Origin of the sequence: Pseudomonas sp. 3-2 (assembly GCF_019710535.1) — a bacterium.
GTDB classification, from domain to species: Bacteria; Pseudomonadota; Gammaproteobacteria; order Pseudomonadales; family Pseudomonadaceae; genus Aquipseudomonas; species Aquipseudomonas pharyngis.
Genome location: NZ_CP081200.1, coordinates 934,683 through 957,597 on the forward strand (window position 1 = coordinate 934,683; position 22,915 = coordinate 957,597).

Sequence of the window (22,915 nt, forward strand, 5' to 3'; positions counted from 1 at the left end):
GTGCTTAAGTTTTCCTTTTTTCAGGGAGAACACCATGAGCGATTTCAATCCCGGTCGCCGGCGCGTGATGCAAGCCGTCGGCGCCGGACTGCTGATGCCGGGGCTGGCGCCGGCCGTGATCGCGTCGGTCAAGGATCGACCGCAGCTCACTGACGGCGTGCAATCCGGCGATTTGCAGGGCGACCGGGCGATGATCTGGAGCCGTGCCGACCGCCCAGCGCAGATGGTGGTGGAGTGGGACACCCGCAGCCAGTTCCGCCATCCGCGCCGCGTGGTCTCGGCGCTGGCCGATGCCCGCAGCGATTTCACCGCCCGCGTCGAGCTCACCGGGTTGCCCGCCGATCAGGTGATTTTCTACCGCGTGTATTTCAAGGACGCCCGCACCGGCGTCGCCAGCAAACCGTGGCTCGGCCATTTGCGCAGCGCACCGACCGCGCGGCGCAATATCCGTTTTGTCTGGAGCGGCGACACCGTCGGCCAGGGCTTCGGCATCAACCCCGATATCGGCGGCATGCGCATTTATGAAGCGATGCGCATGCGCCTGCCGGACTTCTTTATCCACAGCGGCGACACCATCTACGCCGACGGCCCGGTGCCGGCGCAGCTGACCACCGAGGGTGGCCGGATCTGGCGCAACCTCACCACGGAAGCCAAGAGCAAGGTCGCCCAGACCCTCGACGATTATCGCGGCAATTACCGCTACAACCTGATGGACGAAAACGTCCGTCGCTTCAACGCCGAAGTGCCGCAGATCTGGCAGTGGGACGACCATGAAGTGGTCAACAACTGGTCGCCGGGCAAGCAGCTCGACGAGCGTTATCAGGAAAAAAATATCCACACCCTGGTCGGCCGTGCGCGTCAGGCCTGGCTCGAATATGCGCCGATGCGTTTGCAGGCGGCCGATGGCGGCGGGCGGATTTATCGCAAGCTCAGTTACGGGCCGATGCTCGATGTGTTTGTGCTCGACATGCGCAGTTATCGCGGCGCCAACGACGACAATCTCGGGGCGGAAAAACCGTTCCTCGGACGCGAGCAACTGAACTGGCTCAAGCGTGGATTGAAGGCCTCGAAAGCCCAGTGGAAAGTGATTGCCGCCGACATGCCGATCGGTCTCGGCGTGCCCGACGGCGAAGTCAGTCCTGGTGTTGCGCGCTGGGAAGCGGTGGCCAACGGCGATCCCGGTCCGGCCCAGGGGCGCGAACTGGAAGTGGCCGAATTGCTCGGGTTCCTGCGGGCACATCAGGTGCGCAATTTCGTGTTCCTGACGGCGGACGTGCATTACTGCGCGGCGCATCATTACCACCCGGAGCGCGCGGCGTTCCAGGATTTCGAACCGTTCTGGGAGTTTGTCGCAGGGCCGTTGAACGCCGGCAGTTTCGGCCCCAATCCGCTGGACAAGACCTTCGGCCCGCAAGTGGTGTTCGAGAAGGCGCCGGCGGTACAGAACGCCTCGCCATTTGCCGGGTTTCAGTTTTTCGGCGAGGTGAACATCGAGGGGCAGAGCGGGGAGATGAGCGTGGTGTTGCGGGATCTGGAGGGTGTGGCGGTGTTTGAGCAGAAGCTGCAGCCAGTCTGAATCCAGTGCTGAACCTGTGGGAGCACGGTTGCTCCCACAGTTACCCAAGGCGAATCAGTAAACGTCGCGACGATAACGACCCTGTTCGATCAGGCGTTCGACTTCGGCGGCGCCCAGTACTTCATTGAGCACCTGATCCACCCCCGAAGCCATGCCTTGAAGACTGCCGCAGATGTAGATCACTGCACCGTCCGCCAGCCATTTCTTCAACTCGCCGGCTGATTCGCGCAGGCGATCCTGCACGTAAATCTTCTCGGCCTGATCTCGCGAGAACGCCAGATCGAGGCGTTCCAGATCACCGTTGATCAACCACTCTTCCAGCTCTGCGCGGCAGAGGAAGTCGTGCTCGCGATTGCGTTCGCCAAACAACAGCCAGTGACGCTGTTGATTGTCGGCGATCCGTGCCTTGAGCAAGCTGCGCAGCCCGGCAAGGCCGGTGCCGTTGCCCAGCAGGATCATCGGCACCGAAGCGCTCGGCAGATGGAAACCGCTGTTGCGGCGGACCCGCAGGCTGATGCTGCCGCCGATCTGCGCATGCTCGGTCAGCCAGCCGGAGCCGATGCCGAGGCTGCCATCGGCATGCTGTTCCTGACGCACGATCAGCTCCAGTACGCCGTCGGCGGCAATCGAGGCGATCGAGTATTCGCGCATTGCCAACGGCACCATCGCATCGACCAGCGCCTGGGCGTGCAGGCCCACCAGATGGGCGCGGTGCTCGGGCAACTGGCGGCTGGCGAGGGCTACTTCCAGCGACTCTTGCAGGCCGTTGACCTTGACGCTGGTTTCGCCACGGATGCCGAGGCCGTCGAGGAAATGCTCGATGGCCCACGGGCAATTGCGCGGCAGCACTTCCACCAGATCGCCGGCCAGCCAGCTGCGGGAGGTCGGTGCGGTCAGACCCAGCAGATAGACCGGTGCGCCGGCGCTGTCCGGGTTCATCAGCTCGCGGCGCACCAGCGTCCAATTCTCGTAGCTCGGTGCTTGCCAGGTCTCGACCGGCGTTTGCCCGGTGATCAGGCCGAGCTGGGTCTGCCAGTGGCGCAGAGCGTAAGGATCGCCGCTGTCGACTTCGACCGGGGCGAACAGGGTCTTGCCGCCGTGTTCGCTCAGCCATTGATGCAAGCGTCGGGCAAAACCGCAGAAGTGTTGATACTGCCGATCGCCGAGGCCGAGCACCGCGTAGTTGAGGCTGTCGAGGGTCGAGGCGTTCTTCAATACCTTGCGCTCGAAACCGCGCGCGCTGTCCGGCGCGTCGCCGTCGCCGAAGGTACTGACCACGAACAGCGCGTTGTTCGATTCGCGCAGATCCTGCTCGCTGACATTCGCCAGCGGCTGCACCTTCACCGGCAATCCGGCGGCCTGCAATTGCCCGGCGGTCTGCCACGCCAGTTGCTCGGCAAAACCGCTCTGGCTGGCGAAACCGATCAGCCACGCCGGTGTATCGCCGGCCGGTTGGCCGAGGCCTTTGCGGGCATCCTTGATCTGCTTTTTCTTGCGCCGGCGATCCAGGTACAACAGCCAGCCGGTGATGAAGAACAGCGGCATCAAGACGGCCGCGACGGTGACGATGATCCGCCCGACCAGACCGAAATAGCTGCCGACGTGCAGCGCGTAAATGCTGGTCAGCAATTGCGCCTTGAAGCTTTTGTCGGCGTAGCGGTCGACGCGCTTGACCACGCCGGTGGCCGGGTCGAGGGTGATCTGGTTCAGCGCGCGGTCATGGGGCGAGCTGTCGAGCAGGTAGAACACGGTCGCCGGTTGACCGGCCACTGGCGGCATGCGGATGTTGTAGGCGGCGAGGCCGGGACCTGCGGAACTGTAGATGCTGAGCCACATGGCGGCGTAATCGGCAGTCGGCGCCGGACCTTCAGGGGCCGGGCCACGACCGCCGCGCACGCGCTCGTTTTGCGGTGCATCGGAAAGCAGTCGGGTCAGGCCCTTGTTGTACCACTCGTAGGACCAGGACAGTCCGGTCAATGCCAGCAGCAGATACACCAACATGCACCAGGTGCCGAACACCGAGTGCAGATCCCAGTTGAAGCTGCGGCCCTTTTTCTTCCAGTCGAGAGTCAGCCAGACGCGCCAGCTGTGCCACTGGCGCGGCCAGCGCAGGTACAGGCCGGACAGGCAGAAGAACAGCAGCATCAGGGTGCAGGCGCCGGTGATGTTGCGACCGGTATCGCCCATGGCGAGGAACCGGTGCAATTGCAGCATCAGGGCGAAGAAATCCTGGCCGGTGGCCTCGCCCTTGAACTCGGCGGTGTAGGGATCGAAGTAGCGCATCTCGCCCCGGCGCTCGCCTTTGGGCGGGGTGAACCAGACGCGTCCGGCGCTGCCGCTTTCGGTTTCGACCGAGAGCATCGAGACTTTCTTGCCCGAGGCCGCTTCGATGTGCGCCACCAGATCGGCGGGCGGCAGCACGCCGGCGACCTGCTTCTCGACCTGTAACACCGAAGGGTTGAGGGCTTTGAGAATTTCGTCCTGAAACGAATAGGCAGCGCCGGTGATGCCCATCAGGGCCAGCACCAGCCCGGCAGTGATGCCAAAAAACCAGTGCAACTGGAACAGGGTTTTCTTCAACACGTTGCTTGCCTTGTCCGTTCGGAGGTTGTGTTCACGGCGTGCATTATGCCGTGGCTTATCGAGAAACGTTCTTTATTACGTACAAAAGCCCCGCTCAAATGAATGAACGGGGCTCGGTACTTCCCTCTTCGATCAGAAGTGGAAGTTGGTGCTCAGCAATGCCGTACGGCCCGCCGCCTGGTTGGCGAAGTGGGTCGAGAAGGCCTTGTCGTAGTAGGTCTCGTTGGTCAGGTTCTGCACGTTCAATTGCAGGTCGACGTTCTTGCTCAGCTTGTACGCCGCCATCGCGTCGTAGCGAACGTAGGAATCGACCATGGTGGTGTTGGCCACGTTGCCGAACACGTCATCCACGTAGAACGCACCGCCACCGATGGTCAGCTTCGGCGTGACCTGGTAAGTGGTCCACAGGCTGGCGCTGTTTTTCGGCGTGTTGGGCAGCTCGTTACCGTTGTTGGCCTTGTTGGCCGGCAGGTCACCACCGTCCACCTGTTCGCTGTCCATGTAGGCGTAGCCGGCGAACACTTGCCACTTGTCGGTGATCTTGCCGCTGGCGGACAACTCGATACCTTGTACACGGGTCTTGCCGGCGTTTTCGTACGAGGTGGTATCGACCTGGACACGCGCGTTTTCTTTCTCGGTGCGGAAGATGTCGGCGGTCAGCGACAGGCGATCGTTCAGCAGATCCCACTTGGTACCGATTTCGTAGTTCTTGGTGGTTTCCGGCTCCATGTCGCTCTTGAGCAGGTTGCCATTGCGATCCGGCGTGCCGCCCAGCGGGTTGCCTTCCTGACCTTCACCCAGGGTGTTGCCCGGCGGAGTGGCGGAGGTGGCGTAGGACGCGTAGATGCTGCCGTTCTCTGCCGGTTTGTAGACGATGCCGAACTGACCGGTGACGAACTCGCTGGTGTCAGCACCCTTGGAGGTGGTGCGGCCAGCGTTGTTGTAAGTCTTGTAGCCGGTTTCGAAGTGGTCGTAACGCAGGCCCATGTTCACCAGCCATTGCTCGGACAGCTCCAGGGTGTCGAACGCATACAGCGCGTAGGTATCGGACTGGGTGTCGGTGCCGGCGTAGTTGCGCGAGATCGCGCCGTTCCACGGATCGTTCGGGTTCGGGTTCGACAGCGAGGTGCAGTTGTAGCCGCTGGCAGCGCCGATCAGAGCCGGATTGCAGTTGGTGGTCACGGCCGAGGTGCGCGGCGTGGTGTCGGTGTTGACGTTGTACGAGGATTTGCTGCTTTCCTCACGGGTGTACTCGACACCGGTGGAGAAGCTGTTCTTGAAGCCGGCAACGTAGAAATTGCCGAACAGGTCGGTCTGGTTGGTGGTGGTCTCGGTGTTGCTCACACGAGTGTTCGCACGACGCCAGACGCTGCCGTTGTTGACGTTGCCCTTGCTGTCGTCCGGCTGGGTCAGGATGTAATCCTGCATGCTGGTGCCGTGACGCAGGGTGTTCTTGATCGTCAGCGAGTCGCTCAGGTCATGCTCGATGGCGAAGGTCGCGGTGTCGGTGCGGCCCTTGCGGAAGTCGCGGTCCAGACCGTAGAAATTGCTGTGATCGCCGCCGGCGTACGGCTTGTCCGGGTTGGACTTGGTGCGCGCCGCCGAGCCGCCGGCCGGAATGGTGTAAGGGATGCCCGAATCCGGCGTGTCGTTGCTTTCGAGATGGTAATAATCGAGGTTGACGCGGGTGTCGGTACCCAGGCCGAAGGCCAGGGATGGCGCGATGCCCCAGCGGTCGTAGTCGACCTTGTCGCGACCGGCGACGTTGCTCTCGTGGCTCATCAGGTTCAGACGGCCGGCAGCGGTGTCGCTGAACTGGTAGTTGCCATCCATCGTGTAGCGCTGGGTCTGGTCGGAGCCCCAGGTGAAGCCACCGTCGAACGAGTTGCCCAAGTGCGCTTTCTTGCTCACCAGGTTGATGCTGCCGCCGGCTGCGCCACGACCGCCGATGGCGGAGTTCGGGCCCTTGCTGACTTCGATGTTTTCCACGGCGAAGATTTCGCGGCTCTGGGAGCCGGTATCGCGCACGCCGTCGAGGTAGGTGTCGCCCTGGGCGTCGAAACCACGGATGAACGGACGGTCGCCCTGCGGGTTGCCGCCTTCACCGGCACCGAAAGTGATGCCCGGCACGGTGCGCAGTGCGTCCTGCATGTTCAGGGCGCCGGTGTCTTTCAGCACTTGCTGCGGGATAACGGTGACCGAGCGCGGCGTGTCGACCAGCGGCGCGGTGTACTTGGGCGAGGAGGCTTTCTCGACCTGGTAGGAGGTCGAGTCCTGGGCTTCGCCGGTGATGGCGGTGGCGTCCAGGGCGATGGCATTGCCGGTGGCTTTGCTGTCGGTTTTTTCGGCGGCGAACACCATGTGGCCTGCGGAGCCGGCGGTGATTGCCACGCCGATGGCGGAAGCGAGCAGACGTGGTGAACTTACCGGTACTTGTGCTGGTTGACGTGCCATTTTTATTCCCCTCCCCAAGGATTTGAGGCGGCGGAATATAGGGTAAACAGGTATTCGTATCAATTGCGAAACATTACTATTCGCGACAAATTTACATTCTTTACAATTTAACCTTACGGTTTTTACCAGTTCATTCGTCTAGCGGGTTTTACACAGTCAATAAGAATCAATACCATTGGCATCCTTTTGCCATCTGGTGACGTCGCCATGCTCCTGCACATCCCCGCGCTGTTCGAGAAAGACGAAGTGCAGCGTATTCGCGAGGCGCTGGAACAGGCCGACTGGGCCGATGGCAAGATCACCGCCGGCTATCAATCGGCCAAGGCCAAGCACAATCTGCAACTGCCCGAAGGTCATCCGCTGGCCAAGGAAATCGGCGCGGCGATGCTCGAACGGCTGTGGAAAAATCCGTTGTTCATGTCTGCCGCGCTGCCGCACAAAGTATTTCCGCCGTTACTCAACTGCTACACGGCGGGTGGCAGTTTCGATTTTCACATCGACAATGCCGTACGCCAGCCCAAGGGCAGCATCGAACGGGTACGCACTGATCTGTCGGCCACGCTGTTTTTCAGCGAGCCGGAGGACTACGACGGCGGCGAGCTGGAAATCCAGGACACCTTCGGCACCCAGCGGGTAAAACTGCCCGCCGGCGATATGGTGCTGTACCCCGGCACCAGCCTGCACAAGGTCAACGCGGTGACTCGCGGTGCGCGCTATGCCTCGTTCTTCTGGACTCAAAGCCTGGTGCGCGAGGACAGCCAACGCGCGTTGCTGTTCGAGATGGACGGTGCGATCCAGCAGCTTACCCAGGACATGCCCGATCACCCTTCGCTGATCCGCCTCACCGGCACCTATCACAACCTGCTGCGCCGCTGGGTCGAGGTGTAAGTGGCGGACTTTCGGTTGCGCCGCGAGGAAGTCCTCGACGGCGAACGCCTCACGGCCATGCTCGAAGAAAGTCCGGCCCGCGCGGCTCAGGCGATTCTGCTGGCGGCGGGTGAGGGCGTGCTGGAAGCGCAGGCGCTGCTTGGGCAGATCCTGCTCGATGGTCACGGGATTGCTCAGGATCAGCCGCTGGCCTTGCGCTGGTTTGAAATCGCCGCAGGGCAAGGTCATCTGATGGCGCGCAACATGCTTGGCCGCTGTCATGAGCACGGTTGGGGATGCCCGGTCGATGCCGCCAATGCTGTGCAACATTATCGAATCGCTGCCGCCGGCGGGCTGGATTGGGCGATGTATAACCTGGCCAACCTGCTGGCGACCGGGCGCGGTGTCGCGGTCGATCATCTTCAGGCCATGGCGCTGTATCAGCGCGCGGCAGAGTCCGGGCATGCCAAGTCGATGAACCTGCTCGGGCGTTATCTGGAAGAGGGGCAAGTGTGCCCGGCGAATCCGGCAGCGGCCCGTGACTGGTATCGACGTTCGGCCGAAGGCGGGGATTTTCGTGGGCAGTTCAGCTACGCGGCGGTGTTGGCGGCTGAGGGGCGCGTCGATGAGGCGTTGGTCTGGCTGGAGAAAGCGCTGGCCGGCGGTAACCTGAATTTTCTGCGCGTGGCCAGCCAGACGCTGGCGAGCGCAACCGATCCGAGAATCCAGGCGCTGGCGCAGGCCTACACTCACCGTTGCGCCGAGTTACAGGACACCTGAATCGCAGCTACAAAAAAGCCCATGACACGTCATGGGCTTTTGCTTACCGCAGCAATATTTACACGTAGAACGATTTCAGCGGCGGGAAGCCGTTGAACTCTACCGCGCTGTAACTGGTGGTGTACGCACCGGTCGACAGCCAGTACAGGCGATCACCGATCGCCAGGTTCAGCGGCAGACCGTACTTGTAGTTCTCGTACATGATGTCGGCGCTGTCGCAGGTCGGGCCGGCGATCACGACTTCTTCCATCTCGCCTTTCTTCTCGGTCCAGATCGGGAACTTGATCGCTTCGTCCATGGTTTCGATCAGGCCGGAGAACTTGCCCACATCGGTGTACACCCAACGCTCGACGGCGGTGCGGGATTTACGCGCGACCAGCACCACTTCGCTGACCAGGATGCCGGCGTTGGCGATCAGCGAACGGCCCGGCTCCAGAATGATTTCCGGCAGGTCATCACCGAAGTCTTCCTTGAGGAAGCGGATGATTTCTTCGGCATAGGTTTCCAGGCTGTTGGTGCGGGTGATGTAGTTGGCCGGGAAGCCACCGCCCATGTTGATCAGCTTCAGATGGATGCCGTCTTCTTCCTTCAGGCGCTCGAAGATCACTTTGACCTTGGCGATGGCGGCGTCCCAGACGCTGATGTCACGCTGTTGCGAACCGACGTGGAAGGAGATGCCGTATGGCACCAGGCCCAGGTCGCGGGCGAGGATCAGCAGGTCCATGGCCATGTCGGTCTGGCAGCCGAATTTGCGCGACAGTGGCCAGTCGGCGGTGGTCGAGCCTTCGGTCAGGATGCGCACATAGACTTTGGCGCCCGGTGCGGCCTTGGCGATGTTGCGCAGGTCGGCTTCCGAGTCGGTGGCGAACAGACGCACGCCCTTCTCATAGAAGTAGCGAATGTCCTTGGACTTTTTGATGGTGTTGCCGTAGCTGATCTGGTCCGGGCTGACGCCACGGCTCAGCACTTTGTCCAGCTCATAGATCGAGGCGATGTCGAAGCTCGAACCTTTCTCTTTGAGCAGGTCGATGATCTCGACGGCCGGGTTGGCCTTGACCGCGTAGTAGACCTTGGCGAATTCGAAACCGGCGCGCAGGTCATCGTAGGCCTGGGCGATCATCGCGGTGTCGATCACCACGAACGGGGTTTCCTGTTTGTCGGCGAACGCCTTCATTTTCTGAAAGGTTTCGCGCGCGAAATAGTCTTCGACCTGGATCGACATACTTGGGACTCCTAGTGGCAAACGTCGTTAATCAATGGGTGCAAATGAACGTCCTCCGTATCCCCACTTTGGTTCGCCTACTTCCCAAGGCATGTCGCCGAAAGCAAAAAGGCCATGGGAAGCGGCGTGCCCTTGGCCTTGCTGTCTCGTCGTCAGTACTTGAGCCGGATGGATCGTTTCCAGCATGGACGTTCGGCGCGAACTTTAGGGCGTGAGGGGCCTGAGATCAACAAAAAATGTCGCGTTTCTGCACACTTCCGTCGTGCGGTGCCGCTCAGTCACTGGTGTAACCGACCTGCATGACAGGCTGATGTTCCCCTTGTCGTCACTTTCCGGTGGATTGCATGCGCAGTCCGCCTATAACCCTGCACGTTTTAACTCCGAAAAAATATCGCCGTAGCGTCACCTACTGTCATTTATGACAGGTGCTTAATTTCGTGATTGTTATTAGGGTGAATGCACAGCCATCACGCTGAAATGAGTTGAAGTGTCAGTTCTGAAAATTTCAATTTTCAGGCATCTACCTGCATGTAAGGAAGTTGCGAGTCTGCAGCAGGCAACTTGGTTTTGTAGAGGGTGATTGAGATGAAGCGAATAATTTTATGGATGTTTGTATTATTGCTGTCAGGGTGCGCTACTCACGAACTTTCGCCCAAGGTTGACTCTGATCAAGGTACCTCCGGTGTTCAATCCGCTGACACTGGAACTCTGGCTACAGGGCCCGAGATCGCGGGGTATTTGACCGAGGCCTATCACAACAAGATAAACATGTGTCGTGCCAATCCCAGCGCGCCACCGTTCCTGTGCAGCGGGGTATTGCTGAGAGCGACCCAGAACTCCACAGGGTTTCATTTCTGGAATCCTAACCCAAGCTCTACCGGTGTTTCTTTTTCCTGGCTGCGTGCGGATGCAAAGTTCGGAAAGTTAGTCTTCGGGTATAATAACGGCTTTATTTTTTATCCTTATTTTTTTAAACCTGCGGGCAAGATCGAACCGGAAATCCTGTGTTTTTTTCCGGTGGACGGTGCAACGACCCTCCGTGCAGACAAAGGGTGCGGGACTCACCCTGGGTTTCCCACCAGCGCTCCATGCCAATCGCAGAATATAAATACGGCTGTGCAATACCTGGCTCATTACAACAGTCTGCCGAGCAAATACCACACCCTGTGTGGATTCGATGTGCGCGACTATCTGAATCAGGGCGCGACGACTGCTTTCAATGAAGCGGTGAAAGCACAAGGGCAAGGTGGAACCTTCGCGTTCAACACGCAAAACGAGTTTCGGCTGGAAAAGTGGGGGCAGAATCTGGGAGCGACTTTGCCGATAGAAGCGGTGTTCTACCTCAACGATACAGGCAAGGCCGGTGCACAATATGATCAGCGTGATTTCAAGACGCAAACCGGTATCTGGATTCCAATGATTCGGATAACCCTTCCACAGACGCCAGCAGCCGACGCGACATTCCAGTACATCCCCGCCGATCAGGCCATTTCCTCCTGAACAAAAAAGGGCGGTGCTTATCCACAAGCACCGCCCTTTTTTACAGACCGTTCTTCACGTCAACGCAACTTCCGCCGGCGACACGATGCTGGTCTTGCCCCCTCGGGATTTACCCGAACTCAGATACTCGGCAATTGACTCCTGAGTCACCTCGCCAAGGAACACCCGCTCGGCATCCATCACTGGCAGCCATGAGCGATTGAACTCGTACATGCGCGACAACAGGATGCGCAAATGCTCGTCGTAGGCAGCCGTGGCGTTGAACTCGCGCAGGAACTGCGCACAGGTGCCGGTCTGACGGTGCAGGTCACGACGGCGCACATAACCCAGTGCCTTGTTCTCAGCGTCAGTGACGACGACATAGCGACGGTCATGTTCGTCCATCAACTCCAGCGCGTCGGTCACCGGGGTTTCCGGGCTCACCGACGGCGCGTTGTCCGCCGCGTCTTCGGCTTTCACCAGCAGCAGACGTTTGAGGGTGCTGTCCTGACCGACGAAGTTGCTCACGAAATCGTCCGCCGGATGAGCGAGCAGGGTGTCCGGATGGTCGATCTGCAACAGCTTGCCGGCGCGGAAGATCGCGATCTTGTCGCCGAGCTTGATCGCTTCGTCGATGTCATGGCTGACCATGATCACGGTCTTGTTCAGTGCGCGTTGCATCTCGAAGAACTCGTTCTGGATCATCTCGCGGTTGATCGGGTCCACCGCGCCGAACGGTTCGTCCATCAGCAGCAGCGGTGCATCCGCCGCCAGCGCACGGATCACGCCGATCCGTTGCTGCTGGCCGCCGGACAGCTCACGCGGGTAGCGATGCAGATACTGCTTGGGTTCAAGCTTGATCATGCTCATCAGTTCGCGGGCGCGGTCATGGCATTTCTGTTTGTCCCAGCCGAGCAGTTTTGGCACGACGACGATGTTCTCTTCGATGGTCATGTTCGGGAACAGACCGATCTGCTGGATCACGTAGCCGATGTTGCGGCGCAACGTCACTTCGTCGAGGTCGGTGGTGTCTTCGCCGTTGATCAGGATCTTGCCCGAGGTCGGTTTGATCAGGCGGTTGATCATTTTCAGCGTGGTGCTTTTGCCGCAGCCCGATGGCCCGAGGAACACACAGATTTCGCCTTCATTGACGGTCAGGCTTACCGAGTCCACGGCTTTCACATCTTTGCCGTTGCTTTGAAAGGTCTTGCTGAGGTTTTGAAGTTCGATCATTTGAGGAGTCCTTTTGGAGTCAGCGAACGTTGCAGCCACTGCAAAATGAGGTCGGCGAAAATCGCCAGAAGACTGACCAGCAGCGCGCCGACGATGAGCATCGACATGTCACTGCGGCTGATGGAGGCAAGGATCAGCACGCCGAGGCCGCCGGCGCCGATGGTCGCGGCGATGGTCATTACGCCGATGTTCATCACCACTGCGGTGCGTACGCCGGCGAGGATCACCGGCACGGCGATCGGCAACTCGACCATGCGCAAGCGTTGGCCGAAGGTCATGCCGATGCCGCGAGCGGCTTCGCGAATGCCCGGCTCGACACCGGTCAGGGCGAGATAGGTGTTGCGCATGATCGGCAACAGTGAATAAAGGAACACCGCAGTGATCGCCGGCATCGGGCCGAGGCCCTGGCCGAATTTCGAGTAGAACGGCAGCAGCAGGCCGAACAGGGCAATCGACGGCACGGTCAGCAGCACCGTGGCGCTGGCCTGCAAGGGGCCGGCGAGGCTCGGGAAGCGCGTCATCAAAATGCCCAGCGGCACGCCGATGAGGATTGCCAGGCTGACGGCAATGCCGACCAGGGTGATGTGCTGCCAGGTCAGGTGCATCACCTGCTGCCAGTCGAGGTGGGAAAAGGCGTTCAGGAATTCCATGACTTTTCCTCCTTTAATTCAGTGGATGCTGGCGCAGGAAATCGGCAGCGACTTTCGACGGGCTCTCGTGATCGACATCGACCCGTGAGTTGAGCTGGCGCATGGTTTCGTCGTCGAACAGCTCGGCCAGCGGCTTGAGTTGCTCCGCCAGTTGCGGGTGGGCGTCGAGGTAGGCCTGACGCACGACCGGCGCAGCGGTGTAGTCCGGGAAGTAATGCTTGTCGTCTTCCAAAAGCTTCAGGCCGAAGGCGTTGAGGCGACCGTCGGTGGTGTAGACCAGACCGGCGAACACCTGGCCGTTACGCAGCGCGGTGTAGACCAGCCCCGCGTCCATCTGCCGGATGTTCTTGCGGGTCAGGTTCATGTCGTAGAGCTTGACCATGCCGTCCAGACCGTCGGAGCGGTTGGCGAACTCGGTGTCCAGCGCCACCAGGTGATTGGTCTTGGCTTCAGCCTTCAGCACGTCGTTCAACTGACTGATGTTGCTGATCTGCGGGTATTCCTCGGTCACGGTTTTCGGCAGGGCGAGGGCGTAGGTGTTGCTGAATTTCGACGGTGTCAGCCAGACCAGGCCTTTTTTCGCGTCGAGTTCTTTCACCCGGGCGTAGGACTGTGCGCTGTCGAGTTTCTCGGTGACATGGTTGTAGGCCACCAGCGACACACCGGTGTATTCCCAGAGCATGTCCAGTTGCCCGGTTTCGTGGGCGCTGCGGGCCAGGTTACTGCCCAGGCCACCGGTGATCTGCGCGTCGTAGCCTTTGCTGCGCAGGTATTGCGCGGTGATTTCCGCGAGCAGGGTCTGCTCGGTAAATACTCGGGCGCCGAGGCGAATCACCGGTTTGTCGGCGGCTTGGGCGATCCCTGCGAAGAGCAGCACGCAGCCCAGAATCAAACTAAGTCTTTTCATAAATATTCCTTCGCAAAGCCTCAAGACGGGCGCAAACCACGTTCCAGCCAGAGACGGCTGGCGAGGGTGACCACGCCATCGAGCAGCAGGGCCAGCAGCGCAGTGCACGCGGCGCCGAGCAGCAGTTGCGGCTGATTGTTCAGGGCGATGCCGGGGAAGATCAGGCTGCCGAGGCTGTTGGCGCCGATCAGGAAGGCCAGCGGCGCGGTGCCGACGTTGATCGCCAAAGCCACTCGCACACCGCCGACGATGATCGGCACGGCGTTGGGCAACTCGACTTTCCACAGCACCTGGCGCGGGGTCATGCCGATGCCGACAGCGGCCTCTTTCAGCGAGCCCTGGACGTTTTTCAGGCCTTCGTAGGTGTTGCGCACAATCGGCAACAGCGAGGCGAGGAACAGGGCGAAGATCGCCGGACCGCTGCCGATGCCGAGAATCCCCAGGGCAATCGCCAGCACGGCCAGCGGCGGCACGGTGTTGCCGATGTTGAAGATCTGCATGAAGCGTTCAGCGCGGCCGACCATGGTCGGGCGGCTCAGGAAGATACCGGCGGGGAGGCCCACGACAAGGGCGGCCAGCATTGAGGCGAGGACGAGAATCAGATGAGCTTGCAGGTAAAACAACAAATCGTCGCGGTAGTGTTCGATCGTGTTGATGCCGATCCAGTGGACCAGCAGGGCCAGGAGCGCGATCACCACCGCACCTCCCATCAGCCCTTTGCCATAGCGGATAGCCACAGGCGGACTCCTTTTTTTAGTCGGCGAACGCAGTCCCGTGTTCAGTGGCCGGGGTGGTCAATTTTGTTAGCCCAACTTCGGCGCCAGAAGTTCATATCCTGCGTTGCTGTTCCTCGCCATAGCGAGCTATGACTCGTCACAGCGCCTTGGCTATGAACTGCTGGCATCCAAATTTGAGCCAACAAAATTGACCACCCCGGCCACCTGCCAAGCCTTGGCTGCCGGGAGAGTCGTTCGCGAGAAGCAGCTTTTTTTCAGCCCGGCAAAAGCGGTCTGAAAGCGAGCCATGAGCGCAGCCTCGTCAGGCTAACTTGCTGATTTTTCAGCCCCTGACGAATTGTCGTAACAGGGGATGGACGTCTCCGTGCTTTAAAAGGTTCCCATCCGAGGCAGCATTTGGCCACCCTTAATGTGCTCAACGGTTCGGTTATTGAATCGAGTTGGGCTATAATCGCCGCCCTTTTTTGAATCACCGCCAGGCGATTTCCCATGACCAGACAGGCCGCCGAAGTCGCGAAACGCCGCACTTTCGCCATTATTTCCCACCCCGATGCCGGTAAAACCACCATCACCGAAAAGCTCTTGCTGATGGGCAAGGCGATTGCCGTGGCCGGTACGGTGAAATCCCGTAAATCCGACCGCCACGCGACATCCGACTGGATGGAGATGGAAAAGCAGCGGGGCATCTCGATCACCACGTCGGTCATGCAGTTCCCATATCGCGAACACATGATCAACCTGCTCGACACCCCGGGCCACGAAGACTTCTCCGAAGACACCTACCGCACCCTGACTGCGGTGGACTCGGCATTGATGGTTCTCGACGGCGGTAAAGGTGTAGAGCCACGGACCATCGCGCTGATGGACGTCTGCCGTCTGCGTGACACGCCGATCGTCAGCTTCATCAACAAACTCGACCGTGACATCCGCGACCCGATCGAACTGCTCGACGAAATCGAAGCCGTCCTGAAGATCAAGGCCGCGCCGATCACCTGGCCGATCGGTTGCTACCGCGACTTCAAAGGCGTGTACCACCTGGCCGACGACTACATCATTGTTTACACCGCCGGTCACGGTCATGAACGCACCGAAACCAAGATCATCGAGAAGCTTGATTCCGACGAGGCCCGCGCTCACCTGGGCGACGAGTACGAGCGTTTCCTCGAACAGCTGGAACTGGTGCAGGGCGCCTGCCACGAGTTCAACCAGCAGGAGTTCCTCGACGGTCAACTGACCCCGGTGTTCTTCGGTACTGCATTGGGCAACTTCGGGGTCGACCATGTCCTCGACGCTGTGGTCGACTGGGCGCCGCGTCCGCTGCCACGTGTGGCCAACGAGCGCACCGTGGAGCCGGTGGAAGAGAAGTTCTCGGGCTTCATCTTCAAGATCCAGGCGAACATGGACCCGAAACACCGCGACCGCATCGCCTTCATGCGTATCTGCTCCGGCAAGTACGAGAAAGGCATGAAAATGCGCCACGTGCGTACCGGCAAAGACGTGCGCATCGGCGACGCCCTGACGTTCTTCTCCTCCGAGCGTGAACAGTTGGAAGAGGCGTATGCCGGCGACATCATCGGTCTGCACAACCATGGCACGATTCAGATCGGCGACACCTTCAGCGAAGGCGAAACCCTGGGCTTCACCGGTATCCCGCACTTCGCCCCGGAACTGTTCCGCCGCGTACGCCTGCGCGATCCGCTGAAATCCAAGCAACTGCGCCAGGGCCTGCAACAGTTGGCCGAAGAAGGCGCGACCCAGGTGTTCTTCCCGGAGCGCAGCAACGACATCATCCTCGGCGCCGTCGGCGTGCTGCAGTTCGATGTGGTCGCCAGCCGCCTGAAAGAGGAATACAAGGTCGAGTGCTCCTACGAGCCGATCACCGTGTACTCCGCGCGCTGGATCGAATGCAGCGACAAGAAGAAGCTCGAGGAATTCTCCAACAAGGCGGTGGAAAACCTGGCACTGGACGGCGGCGGTCACCTGACCTACCTCGCGCCGACGCGGGTCAACCTGGCCCTGATGGAAGAGCGCTGGCCGGACGTGAAATTCCGTGCGACGCGCGAGCATCACTAAGCGCTGATTGGCTGCCCCCAAAACCCCGTCGCGAAAGCTGCGGGGTTTTTTATTGGCGAAAAAATGCCCTGTGGGAGCGAGCCTGCTCGCGATAGCGGATGGTCAGCCGAAGTTGGATTGGCTCATAAATCGCCATCGCGAGCAGGCTCGCTCCCACAGGAGACCTTCCACATTAGATGGATTGGGTATAGGCGTTATTTCCAACCAGTCTCTACAGCCACGGCATTTCCAGCTGCTCCACAACGTCCTATCTGGTGAACCCGGCGGATCGGAACTAGATTTCAATCAGCGTCAGGTCAGCATGAATTTCTCACCTGGAACAGGATGGACTCGGCTATGAAAAGCAGGTTGCTACGGATTTTGCTGCTGTTGAAAGTGATGGTGATGCTGTCCCTCGGCACCGCGACGGCCTGGGCCGAGTGCGAGGATCACGATACCCAGGCGTCCAGCGGGCAGGTGGGGCACAGCGCGCTGATGCTGGCCAAGTCCGAGTCCGAGCCGGGCGATCAGGGCCAGGGCGGCAGCGCCGACGATGACGACTCGACCACCGACGAGCCGGACTCCGATGATCCGGATGAGGGCGACAGCCAGACGTAGATTCCGGACAAAAGAAAACCCCTTCTTTCTCGACTGATGCGCAATCGAGGCAGAAGGGGTTGGGTCAACTCATCAACAACCCGCCCCGGGAAACGGGGCGGGTTTTCTCATGCCGCGCCGTCGAGGAATTGCTCGGCGTAGTGGCACGCGACCTGACGCGTGTCGAGCTGGCGCAGGGCCGGCTCTTCGCTGCTGCAACGCGCGGTGGCGTATGGGCAGCGCTTGTGGAACGCGCAGCCAGGCGGCGGGTTCAGCGGGTTGGGCAACTCGCCGACGATCTTGATTTTCGGCTTGTCCGGATCCGGATGGATGGTTGGGGTCGCCGACAACAGCGCCTGGGTGTACGGGTGCAGAGGACGGGCATAGATGTCGTGCTTCGGACCGATTTCCACCGGGCGACCGAGGTACATCACCATCACGTCATCGGCCACGTGCTGCACCACCGCCAGGTTGTGCGAGATGAACACGTAACCGGTGTTGAACTCCTGCTGCATGTCCATGAACAGGTTCAGCACCTGCGCCTGGATCGACACGTCCAGCGCCGAGGTCGGTTCGTCCGCCACCAGCACTTTCGGTTGCAGCATCATGGCGCGGGCCAGCGCGATACGCTGACGCTGACCGCCGGAGAACATGTGCGGATAACGCTGGTAGTGCTCGGGACGCAAGCCGACCTGCTTCATCATCGCCTGGACTTTCTCGCGACGTTCGGCGGCCGACAGGTTGGTGTTGATCAGCAGCGGCTCGGCCAGCTGATCACCGATTTTCTGCCGTGGGTTCAACGATGCGTACGGGCTCTGGAACACCATCTGCACGTCTTTGCGCAGTTGCTTGCGCTGAGCCTTGTCGGCGCCGGCCACTTCTTGCCCGGCGATTTTCAGGGAGCCGGACGACGGCTCCTCGATCAGGGTCAGGGCGCGGGCGAGGGTGGATTTGCCGCAGCCCGATTCACCGACGACGGCGAGGGTCTTGCCCGCTTCCAGCTCGAACGACACGCCGTTGAGGGCGCGCACGGTGGCGTGGCCCTTGAACAGGCCACGGGAGACTTCGTAGTGACGGGTCAGGTCGCGGGCGGTAAGTACGACGGCCATTACGCCACCTCCTGGTTCAGCGGATAGAAGCAGCGGGCGAGGCTGTGGCTTTTCGGGTCAAGGGTCGGACGCTGCGCGCGGCAGCTGTCCTGCACGTACGGGCAGCGCGGCGACAGCAGGCAGCCTTGCGGGCGGTCATAACGGCCGGGAACGATGCCCGGCAGCGTCGCCAGACGCTCGGCACCCTGGCTGTGTTCCGGAATCGCCTTGAGCAGCGCTTCGCTGTACGGGTGGGCAGGGATGTCGAACAGTTGCGGCACCTGCCCGACTTCAACGGCCTGGCCGGCGTACATCACGCACACGCGCTGAGCGGTTTCGGCCACCACGGCGAGGTCGTGGGTGATCAGCACCAGGCCCATGTTCTGCTCTTTCTGCAACGCCAGCAGCAGGTCCATGATCTGCGCCTGAATCGTTACGTCGAGTGCGGTGGTCGGCTCGTCGGCGATCAGCAGTTTCGGCTCGCCGGCAATCGCCATGGCAATTGCCACACGCTGGCTCATGCCGCCGGACAGTTGATGCGGGTAGGCATCCATACGGCTGGCGGCGCCCGGGATTTCGACTTTTTCCAGCAGTTCGATCGCACGCTTGCGCGCTTGCTTGCCGGACATTTTCAGGTGCAGGCGCAGCACTTCTTCGATCTGGAAACCGACGGTGTAGCTCGGGTTCAGCGCGGTCATCGGGTCCTGGAACACCATCGCCAGGTCTTTGCCGACGATCTGCCGACGCTGGCGGTTGTTCAGCTTGAGCATGTTCTTGCCGTCGAAGCTCAGCGAATCGGCGGTGACGATCCCCGGGTGCTCGATCAGGCCCATCAGCGCCATCATGGTCACGGACTTGCCGGAACCCGACTCGCCCACGATCGCCAGGACTTCGCCCTTGTCGACTTTCAGGTCGAGGCCGTCGACGACCGGGGTGGCGTTCTTGTCGCCGAAGCGAACGTTGAGATTCTTGATTTCTAACAGTGACATGGGAATCTCCTCAGGCGGCGTTCTTGAGTTTCGGGTCCAGCGCATCGCGCAGGCCGTCGCCCATCAAGTTGATTGCCAGCACGCTGAGCAAAATGGTCAAACCAGGCAGACTCACCACCCACCAGGCGCGTTCGATGTAGTCGCGGGCCGAAGCCAGCATGGTGCCCCACTCAGGGGTTGGCGGCTGGACGCCGAGGCCGAGGAAGCCCAGGGCGGCGGCATCGAGGATCGCCGAGGAGAAGCTCAGGGTCGCCTGAACGATCAGCGGTGCCATGCAGTTCGGCAGCACGGTGATGAACATCAGGCGTGGCAGACCGGCACCGGCCAGGCGCGCGGCGGTCACGTAGTCGCGGTTCAGCTCACCCATCACGGCGGCACGGGTCAGACGCACGTAGGACGGCAAGGACACCACGGCAATCGCGATCACGGTGTTGATCAGGCCAGGGCCGAGGATGGCGACGATGGCCACGGCCAGCAGCAGCGATGGCAGAGCCAGCATGATGTCCATCAGACGCATGATGGTCGGACCGACCACTTTCGGGAAGAAACCGGCGAACAGACCCAGCAGGATCCCCGGGATCAGCGACATCACCACCGACGACAGACCGATCAGCAGCGACAGTCGTGAACCCTGGATCAGACGCGACAGCAGGTCGCGACCCAGTTCATCGGTGCCGAGCAGGAATTGCATCTGACCGCCTTCGAGCCACGCCGGCGGCGTCAGCAGGAAGTCACGGTATTGCTCGCTCGGGTTATGCGGGGCGACCCACGGCGCGAAGATCGCGCAGAAAATCACCAGCAGCATGAACAGCAGGCCGGCGACGGCGCCCTTGTTCTTGGCGAAAGCCTGCCAGAACTCTTTGTACGGTGACGGGTACAGCAGACTTTGATCCACGGCGGTGGCGGCGGTGACTACTGAGGAAGTTGGAGTGCTCATGGGTATTGACCTCAGCGCTGATGACGGATGCGTGGGTTGGCAAAGCCGTAGAGGATATCCACCACGAAGTTGACCAGAATCACCAGGCAGGCGATTAACAGGATGCCGTTTTGCACAACCGGGTAGTCCCGGGCGCCGATGGCTTCGATCAGCCATTTACCGATGCCGGGCCAGGAGAAGATGGTTTCGGTCAGGACCGCACCGGCCAGCAGGGTGCCGACCTGCAGGCCGACCACGGTCAGTACCGGGATCAGCGCGTTGCGCAGGCCGTGCACGAACACCACGCGCGACGGCGACAGGCCTTTGGCCCTGGCGGTACGGATGTAGTCTTCACGCAGTACTTCGAGCATCGACGAACGGGTCATCCGCGCGATCACCGCCAGCGGAATGGTGCCCAGCACGATGGCCGGCAGGATCAGGTGGTGCAGGGCATCGAGGAACGCGCCCATGTCATCGGCCAGCAGGGTGTCGATCAGCATGAAACCGGTGCGCGGCTCGATGTCGTAGAGCAGGTCGATCCGCCCGGACACCGGGGTCCAGCCCAGGCTCACCGAGAAGAACATGATGAGGATCAGGCCCCACCAGAAGATCGGCATCGAGTAACCCGCGAGGGAGATGCCCATCACCCCGTGGTCGAACAGGGATCCTCGCTTGAGGGCCGCGATCACCCCGGCCAACAGGCCCAGGATGCCGGCGAACAGCAGGGCGGCCATGGACAGTTCCAGGGTCGCCGGGAAGAGGGAGGTGAACTCGGTCCATACGCTCTCACGGGTGCGCAGGGATTCGCCGAGGTCGCCGTGGGCCAGTTTGCCGATGTAGTCCAGGTACTGGGCGTACAGCGGTTTGTTCAGACCGAGGCGTTCCATTGCCTGAGCGTGCATTTCGGGGTCGACCCGACGTTCGCCCATCATCACTTCCACGGGGTCGCCGGGAATCATGCGAATCAACGCGAAAGTCAGCAAGGTGATGCCGAAAAACGTGGGGATCAACAACCCCAGTCGGCGGGCAATAAAACTAAACATCGTGTGTGGTACCTCATCAGCCGGTTAGGCGTGCCCGGTTTCCCTGGGGTCAGGGAAACCGGGAGTTTTCTTATCTACTTCACCTGGGTGGTGGCGAAGTTATTGGTTGTCAGAGGGCTGATGTGATAACCCTCTACGTTGTTGCGCATTGCGGTGAACATGCGGGTGTGGGCCATGCTGATCCACGGTTGGTCCTGATTGAACAGCACTTGAGCCTGTTCATACAGCCTGGCGCGTTCGGCCGGATCTACTTTAGCCCGTGCTTCGTCGAGCAGGGCCTGGAATTTCTCGTTGCACCAGCGCGCGTAGTTTTCGCCGTTCTTGGCCGCTTCGCAACTGAGCATAGGCGTCAGGAAGTTATCCGGGTCGCCGTTGTCGCCCGCCCATCCGGCCGAGACCATGTCGTGCTCGCCGGCCTTGGCGCGTTTGAGCATCTCGCCCCATTCCATCACGCGGATGTCGATCTTGATCCCGACTTTCGCCAGGTCAGCCTGCATCATCTGCGCGCCGAGCATCGGGTTCGGGTTGGTCGGGCCGCCACCGTTGCGGGTGAACAGGGTGAACGTGGTGCCTTCCGGTACTCCGGCTTCCTTGAGCAGGGCACGGGCCTTGTCGAGGTCACGTGGCGGGTTTTTCAGCTCGTGGTTGTAGCCCAGCAGGGTCGGCGGGTACGGATTGACCGCAACGGTCGCGTTGCCCTTGCCGAACAGGGCGTTGACGTAGGCTTCCTTGTCGAAGGCGATGTCGATCGCCTTACGCACCCGCACGTCGCTGATGTACTTGTGCTGGGTGTTCATGGCGACGTACGAGACGGTCATCGCATCCAGTTCATCGACTTTCAGATTGCTGTCTTTCTTGATGCTCGGAATGTCATCCGGTTTCGGGTACAGCGCGATCTGGCACTCGTTGGCCTTGAGTTTCTGCAAGCGCACGTTGTTGTCGGTGGCGATCGCCAGGATCAGCGCGTCAGCCGGCGGCTTGCCACGGAAATAGTCCGGGTTGGCCTTGAAGCGAACCTGGGCGTCCTTGTTGTAGCGCTGGAAGATGAACGGCCCGGTGCCGACCGGTTTGTTGTTCAGGTCGCCGGTCTTGCTGGCCTTGAGCAACTGGTCGGCGTACTCGGCCGAATAGATCGAGGAGAACGCCATGGCGATGTCGGCCAGGAACGGCGCTTCGCGTCGGGTCAGGGTGAACTTGACGGTGTTGTCGTCGACTTTCTCGACGCTTTTGAGCAGTTCCTTGAAGCCCATGCTTTCAAAGTACGGGAAGCCTACGCTCGACAGCTTGTGCCACGGGTGATTCGGGTCCAGCTGACGCTGGAAACTCCAGACCACGTCGTCGGCGTTCAGGTCGCGGGTCGGCTTGAAATATTCGGTGGTGTGAAACTTGACGCCTTTGCGCAGGTGGAACGTGTAGGTCAGGCCGTCTTCGCTGATGTCCCACGACTCGGCCAGCGCCGGAATCACTTCGGTGGTACCGGGCTTGAAGTCCGCCAGACGGTTGAAGATGGTTTCGGCCACCGCGTCGGCAGTGACTGCAGTCGTGTACTGGACCATATCGAAGCCTTCCGGACTGGCTTCGGTGCAGACCACCAAGGGTTTGGCCGAGACGCCGACAGCGACACTCAGCAACGCAGCCGCGATGGCCGCACGTAGGGGAAGCATTTTCATCAAGAACCCTCTGCAATCGGTTGAAGACAAAAAGCCGAACGGCCGACTCGTCACTGAGTCAGCCGTCGGCTG

At 60.8% G+C, this 22,915-nt stretch carries 18 protein-coding genes; 6 read left to right on the forward strand and 12 right to left on the reverse strand.

The features are described 5' to 3' along the window. Positions 1 to 34 precede the first annotated feature (34 nt). Positions 35 to 1,576, forward strand: a complete 1,542-nt coding sequence (locus K3819_RS04070; RefSeq protein WP_221398692.1) for an alkaline phosphatase — start codon at positions 35 to 37, stop codon at positions 1,574 to 1,576. Positions 1,577 to 1,630: 54 nt separating this feature from the next. Here the strand turns inward: K3819_RS04070 and K3819_RS04075 are convergent, their stop codons facing one another. Both K3819_RS04075 and K3819_RS04080 read right to left on the reverse strand, forming a co-directional pair. Continuing rightward, a complete protein-coding gene (locus tag K3819_RS04075; RefSeq protein WP_221398693.1) occupies positions 1,631 to 4,159 on the reverse strand; it encodes a sulfite reductase flavoprotein subunit alpha in 2,529 nt (842 codons plus the stop codon). A 132-nt stretch (positions 4,160 to 4,291) separates the two neighbouring features. Beyond that, positions 4,292 to 6,613, reverse strand: coding sequence for a TonB-dependent siderophore receptor (locus K3819_RS04080; protein WP_085611309.1), 2,322 nt, complete (start codon positions 6,611 to 6,613; stop codon positions 4,292 to 4,294). 207 nt (positions 6,614 to 6,820) lie between these two features. On the opposite strand from K3819_RS04080, the gene K3819_RS04085 reads away from it, so the two are divergent. Together K3819_RS04085 and K3819_RS04090 are read left to right on the forward strand one after the other, a co-directional pair. Next, positions 6,821 to 7,501: a Fe2+-dependent dioxygenase gene (locus K3819_RS04085; protein ID WP_039769208.1), complete on the forward strand. Its 681-nt coding sequence runs from the start codon at positions 6,821 to 6,823 to the stop codon at positions 7,499 to 7,501. Beyond that, positions 7,502 to 8,260, forward strand: a complete 759-nt coding sequence (locus tag K3819_RS04090; RefSeq protein ID WP_260329029.1) for a tetratricopeptide repeat protein — start codon at positions 7,502 to 7,504, stop codon at positions 8,258 to 8,260. It abuts the gene before it with no gap. A 58-nt stretch (positions 8,261 to 8,318) separates the two neighbouring features. Here the strand turns inward: K3819_RS04090 and K3819_RS04095 are convergent, their stop codons facing one another. Further along, positions 8,319 to 9,482 (reverse strand): type III PLP-dependent enzyme, encoded by a 1,164-nt coding sequence (locus K3819_RS04095; protein ID WP_039769212.1) that lies wholly within the window; start codon positions 9,480 to 9,482, stop codon positions 8,319 to 8,321. Between the two features lie 585 nt (positions 9,483 to 10,067). Here K3819_RS04095 and K3819_RS04100 point away from each other — a divergent pair. Beyond that, the gene (locus K3819_RS04100) at positions 10,068 to 10,982 is read left to right on the forward strand and encodes a hypothetical protein (protein ID WP_221398694.1); all 915 of its coding nucleotides are present in this window, start codon (positions 10,068 to 10,070) and stop codon (positions 10,980 to 10,982) included. A 54-nt stretch (positions 10,983 to 11,036) separates the two neighbouring features. Here the strand turns inward: K3819_RS04100 and K3819_RS04105 are convergent, their stop codons facing one another. Genes K3819_RS04105 through K3819_RS04120 form a run of 4 tightly spaced genes read right to left on the reverse strand, consistent with a single transcriptional unit; the run spans position 11,037 to position 14,461 of the window. Next, complete coding sequence (locus K3819_RS04105) at positions 11,037 to 12,194, reverse strand: betaine/proline/choline family ABC transporter ATP-binding protein (RefSeq protein ID WP_085611311.1); 1,158 nt, start codon at positions 12,192 to 12,194, stop codon at positions 11,037 to 11,039. Next, on the reverse strand, positions 12,191 to 12,844 hold the full coding sequence (locus K3819_RS04110) for an ABC transporter permease (protein WP_007953690.1): 654 nt from the start codon (positions 12,842 to 12,844) through the stop codon (positions 12,191 to 12,193). The genes K3819_RS04105 and K3819_RS04110 overlap by 4 nt, the downstream gene beginning before the upstream one ends. A 13-nt stretch (positions 12,845 to 12,857) precedes the next feature. Then, positions 12,858 to 13,751, reverse strand: a complete 894-nt coding sequence (locus K3819_RS04115; RefSeq protein ID WP_221398695.1) for a glycine betaine ABC transporter substrate-binding protein — start codon at positions 13,749 to 13,751, stop codon at positions 12,858 to 12,860. 20 nt (positions 13,752 to 13,771) lie between these two features. Further along, a complete protein-coding gene (locus tag K3819_RS04120) occupies positions 13,772 to 14,461 on the reverse strand; it encodes an ABC transporter permease (protein WP_172829515.1) in 690 nt (229 codons plus the stop codon). A 516-nt stretch (positions 14,462 to 14,977) separates the two neighbouring features. On the opposite strand from K3819_RS04120, the gene K3819_RS04125 reads away from it, so the two are divergent. Next, positions 14,978 to 16,561 (forward strand): peptide chain release factor 3, encoded by a 1,584-nt coding sequence (locus K3819_RS04125; RefSeq protein WP_011332431.1) that lies wholly within the window; start codon positions 14,978 to 14,980, stop codon positions 16,559 to 16,561. Between the two features lie 336 nt (positions 16,562 to 16,897). Then, entirely contained in the window at positions 16,898 to 17,158 is a 261-nt protein-coding gene (locus K3819_RS04130; protein WP_064593354.1) for a hypothetical protein, read from the forward strand. A gap of 107 nt (positions 17,159 to 17,265) precedes the next feature. Here the strand turns inward: K3819_RS04130 and K3819_RS04135 are convergent, their stop codons facing one another. From K3819_RS04135 to K3819_RS04155, 5 genes are all read right to left on the reverse strand, one after another. After that, the gene (locus tag K3819_RS04135) at positions 17,266 to 18,246 is read right to left on the reverse strand and encodes a peptide ABC transporter ATP-binding protein (protein ID WP_007953682.1); all 981 of its coding nucleotides are present in this window, start codon (positions 18,244 to 18,246) and stop codon (positions 17,266 to 17,268) included. After that, positions 18,246 to 19,214, reverse strand: a complete 969-nt coding sequence (locus K3819_RS04140) for an ABC transporter ATP-binding protein (RefSeq protein ID WP_011332433.1) — start codon at positions 19,212 to 19,214, stop codon at positions 18,246 to 18,248. The genes K3819_RS04135 and K3819_RS04140 overlap by 1 nt, the downstream gene beginning before the upstream one ends. A 10-nt stretch (positions 19,215 to 19,224) precedes the next feature. Next, positions 19,225 to 20,151: an ABC transporter permease subunit gene (locus K3819_RS04145; RefSeq protein WP_039769224.1), complete on the reverse strand. Its 927-nt coding sequence runs from the start codon at positions 20,149 to 20,151 to the stop codon at positions 19,225 to 19,227. Between the two features lie 11 nt (positions 20,152 to 20,162). Beyond that, positions 20,163 to 21,173 carry an ABC transporter permease subunit gene (locus K3819_RS04150; RefSeq protein ID WP_047597886.1) on the reverse strand — a complete coding sequence of 337 codons (1,011 nt, stop codon included), beginning with the start codon at positions 21,171 to 21,173 and terminating at the stop codon, positions 20,163 to 20,165. Positions 21,174 to 21,247: 74 nt separating this feature from the next. Beyond that, the gene (locus K3819_RS04155; protein WP_085611314.1) at positions 21,248 to 22,843 is read right to left on the reverse strand and encodes an ABC transporter substrate-binding protein; all 1,596 of its coding nucleotides are present in this window, start codon (positions 22,841 to 22,843) and stop codon (positions 21,248 to 21,250) included. Positions 22,844 to 22,915 lie beyond the last annotated feature (72 nt).

What these genes read in the sequence shown, in the direction of transcription:
- K3819_RS04070 (WP_221398692.1), top strand. Translation starts at nt 35, where the DNA reads ATGAGCGATTTCAATCCCGGTCGCCGGCGCGTGATGCAAGCCGTCGGC.
- K3819_RS04080 (WP_085611309.1), bottom strand. Translation starts at nt 6,613, where the DNA reads ATGGCACGTCAACCAGCACAAGTACCGGTAAGTTCACCACGTCTGCTC.
- K3819_RS04085 (WP_039769208.1), top strand. Translation starts at nt 6,821, where the DNA reads ATGCTCCTGCACATCCCCGCGCTGTTCGAGAAAGACGAAGTGCAGCGT.
- K3819_RS04095 (WP_039769212.1), bottom strand. Translation starts at nt 9,482, where the DNA reads ATGTCGATCCAGGTCGAAGACTATTTCGCGCGCGAAACCTTTCAGAAA.
- K3819_RS04100 (WP_221398694.1), top strand. Translation starts at nt 10,068, where the DNA reads ATGAAGCGAATAATTTTATGGATGTTTGTATTATTGCTGTCAGGGTGC.
- K3819_RS04105 (WP_085611311.1), bottom strand. Translation starts at nt 12,194, where the DNA reads ATGATCGAACTTCAAAACCTCAGCAAGACCTTTCAAAGCAACGGCAAA.
- K3819_RS04110 (WP_007953690.1), bottom strand. Translation starts at nt 12,844, where the DNA reads ATGGAATTCCTGAACGCCTTTTCCCACCTCGACTGGCAGCAGGTGATG.
- K3819_RS04115 (WP_221398695.1), bottom strand. Translation starts at nt 13,751, where the DNA reads ATGAAAAGACTTAGTTTGATTCTGGGCTGCGTGCTGCTCTTCGCAGGG.
- K3819_RS04120 (WP_172829515.1), bottom strand. Translation starts at nt 14,461, where the DNA reads ATGGGAGGTGCGGTGGTGATCGCGCTCCTGGCCCTGCTGGTCCACTGG.
- K3819_RS04125 (WP_011332431.1), top strand. Translation starts at nt 14,978, where the DNA reads ATGACCAGACAGGCCGCCGAAGTCGCGAAACGCCGCACTTTCGCCATT.
- K3819_RS04130 (WP_064593354.1), top strand. Translation starts at nt 16,898, where the DNA reads ATGAAAAGCAGGTTGCTACGGATTTTGCTGCTGTTGAAAGTGATGGTG.
- K3819_RS04135 (WP_007953682.1), bottom strand. Translation starts at nt 18,246, where the DNA reads ATGGCCGTCGTACTTACCGCCCGCGACCTGACCCGTCACTACGAAGTC.
- K3819_RS04140 (WP_011332433.1), bottom strand. Translation starts at nt 19,214, where the DNA reads ATGTCACTGTTAGAAATCAAGAATCTCAACGTTCGCTTCGGCGACAAG.
- K3819_RS04145 (WP_039769224.1), bottom strand. Translation starts at nt 20,151, where the DNA reads ATGAGCACTCCAACTTCCTCAGTAGTCACCGCCGCCACCGCCGTGGAT.
- K3819_RS04150 (WP_047597886.1), bottom strand. Translation starts at nt 21,173, where the DNA reads ATGTTTAGTTTTATTGCCCGCCGACTGGGGTTGTTGATCCCCACGTTT.
- K3819_RS04155 (WP_085611314.1), bottom strand. Translation starts at nt 22,843, where the DNA reads ATGAAAATGCTTCCCCTACGTGCGGCCATCGCGGCTGCGTTGCTGAGT.